The following is a 2,476-nucleotide window of genomic DNA, read 5'->3' on the forward strand; positions in this document are numbered from 1 at the left end:
CTACGACATTACACCCGCCGCCCTGGCCATTACCGCCCTGAACCAGACAGGCATCTATGGACAGAACCCCACACTGAATAAGGCTGACTTTAAAACCAGTGGTCTGGTCAATGGCGATACCGTTAGCGGTGTCAGCCTCTCCACAACCGCCACAAACCTGAGCAACACAGGCGCCTACGCCCTTACCGCCAGTAACGCACGCGGCTCAGGGCTGAGCAATTATGCCATCACCTATCAGAGCGGCACCTACACCATCACCCGGATCACGACCATTCCCATCTTCTGGCCTGTCGCATTGCTAAACGGGAATACTCCCCCGGCATCAGGCCCAGCTAACCTCACCACTACAAGCACCGGGCAATCCCCTAGTCTCACACTGGTCAATACCTACAACCCTCTACCCCTGCCAGATAGCACGGCAAACTCTGCCGCTCCGAACACATATCAGATCGTGCTGCCCGGCACCTCTTATACCAACCGCCTGAAAGACACGTTCTGATGCGCCACATTCTTTTTGCTGGCGGCGCATTCGCTGCCGTCGCCTGTGCCCTCTCGCCACGCGTAGCCCATGCACAGGCCTATAGCCGCCTTGCCCCGCGCCAGCCCGCAGCGGCACCCGCCCCCAACGACCTGACCATGCCGGGTAAAGAGGCCCCGCCCCTTCCGCAGTCTAATGCGGTTGTCATCCCCGACCTCAAAGGTTTGGTATTCATCCCCGATACTGCCACCCTCAAGGCCACGGGTCTGCCTGCCGGCACAAAGGGCGTGCAGCATGCGGGCCTGCCCCTGCTCAATCAGGCCTCCTTCGAACATGAGATGGCTGCCTATCTCGGCAAGCCCCTGCGTATGACGGATCTAAACACCATCGCGGCAAAGGTCAGCGCGCTCTACAAAGCTAAGGGGCGTCCGTTTGTATATGTCTCCATCCCGCCGCAAAACATCAACGACGGTGTGGTGCAGATCATCGTCACAGAATACCGGTTGGGCGCGGTTAAAACAGCAGGTAACCACTGGTTTTCCGACAGACTGATTCGGCAGGAAAGCGGGCTCGCACCTGGCCAGACCCTTAGCCTGTCAGGCGTGCAGGCTGGCCTGTCCTGGCTGAACAGCAACCCCTTCCGCACGGTCGATGCTCTGTTCGCCCCCGGTACGGCGCAGGGCACAACCGATGTCACCCTGCAGACAAAAGACCGCCTGCCCCTGCATATCTATGGCTCCTACGACAATGCCGGTGTCCCCTCGCTCGGCTCTTCCGAATGGGCCGTGGGCGGCACATGGGGCAACGTGGCCGGGCTGGGGCAGATCTTATCCTACCAGTTTACCCACAGTGTTAGCGACCGCTACAGCGGCCACGCCCTGAGCTGGACAATCCCCCTGCCCTGGCATGACCGTATTCAGATTTTTGGTTCCTATGCGTGGGAAAAACCCGATATGCGTACGAGCAGCGCCTATCTGGGTGAGACAGGCCATAGCGGGCAGGCCAGCATACGTTATATCCACGACCTGCCTGCCCTGACCTTCGGCCCGCGTACACGCATGACCGAAGATTTGCAAATCGGCTTTGACTTCAAAACCACCAACAACACTCTCGAATTTGGCGGACTACGGGTATTCGATAGTCAGGCAGAAGTCGATCAGTTTCCCATCCTATACAATGCCATTCTGAACGACCCGTATGGGCAGACTACTTTCCAGAACCAGCTCGTGCTTAGCCCCGGCGGCATGAGCGGAGCCAACCGCCACCGCAATTTTGAAGCACTCGTACCCGGAGCAAGTGACCAGTATGTTTATGACACAGTGAGTCTTAACCGCACCACATGGCTGCCTGCGGGCCTGTCGTGGATTTTGCAAGCCACGGGGCAAGTTGCCAGCAGCAATCTGATGTACAATAACCAGCTTGGCCTTGGCGGGCTTTACACTGCACGCGGCTATTTTACCGATACCGCGCTGGGCAGTGAGGGGGTGAGTGTCACCAACGAAATTCGCTCACCAGCTTTTAGTCTTTTCAAATTCATCGCCCCCGACATCTCCCTGTATGATACGGAACAGGTGGGACTGTTCTATGATTATGGCCATGTCTCGCAGGTGCATCCCATCGCTCAGTCCGTGAACGAGGCTGATCTGTCCAGCATCGGTCTGGACCTGCATAGTGCTGTCGATCGTTATATCAGCCTCATCTTCAATGTTGGCTGGCGCCTGCACGGCGTCTCCGCCATCCGCGAGCAGAATGGCTTCGGTAACAAAGGCGGGTTCGGAACACTCTCACTTACGATCGGATATTAAAAATATCCAAAAATTATCACCTCGGACATGCCTAAAAAAGCCTCGGTTTACCGGGGCTTTTTTTTAAGAGAAGATCATTGCGTATTTTTCAGGATTAAATCCTGTTTCAATTTTTTCTTTATATTCAATGACAGGCCTCTTAATCAGAGAGGGATATGTCTGCATTAATATGACAGCCCGGACTTCCGTCAGA

Annotated in this window: 4 protein-coding genes and 1 pseudogene; 3 read left to right on the plus strand and 2 right to left on the minus strand. The window is 56.0% G+C overall.

The features are described 5' to 3' along the window. The coding region (locus tag GOB58_RS12815; RefSeq protein ID WP_173560453.1) for an MBG-2 domain-containing protein at window positions 1-499 on the plus strand (499 nt) is incomplete at its 5' end. Here GOB58_RS12815 and GOB58_RS13170 read toward each other — a convergent pair. Continuing rightward, window positions 469-813, minus strand: a complete 345-nt coding sequence (locus tag GOB58_RS13170) for a hypothetical protein (RefSeq protein ID WP_242005360.1) — start codon at window positions 811-813, stop codon at window positions 469-471. The two genes, GOB58_RS12815 and GOB58_RS13170, sit on opposite strands and share 31 nt — an antisense overlap. A gap of 3 nt (window positions 814-816) precedes the next feature. Between GOB58_RS13170 and GOB58_RS13385 the strand changes: the two are divergent. Both GOB58_RS13385 and GOB58_RS12820 read left to right on the plus strand, forming a co-directional pair. After that, window positions 817-915: pseudogene (locus GOB58_RS13385) on the plus strand (hypothetical protein); the annotation flags it as partial. Between the two features lie 66 nt (window positions 916-981). Then, window positions 982-2,283 (plus strand): ShlB/FhaC/HecB family hemolysin secretion/activation protein, encoded by a 1,302-nt coding sequence (locus tag GOB58_RS12820; protein WP_242005361.1) that lies wholly within the window; start codon window positions 982-984, stop codon window positions 2,281-2,283. 63 nt (window positions 2,284-2,346) lie between these two features. Here the strand turns inward: GOB58_RS12820 and GOB58_RS13390 are convergent, their stop codons facing one another. Continuing rightward, entirely contained in the window at window positions 2,347-2,475 is a 129-nt protein-coding gene (locus GOB58_RS13390) for an arsenate reductase family protein (protein ID WP_407651765.1), read from the minus strand. Window position 2,476: the final 1 nt, after the last annotated feature.

This window comes from Acetobacter thailandicus, from assembly GCF_011516655.1.
Taxonomy (GTDB): Bacteria; Pseudomonadota; Alphaproteobacteria; order Acetobacterales; family Acetobacteraceae; genus Acetobacter; species Acetobacter thailandicus.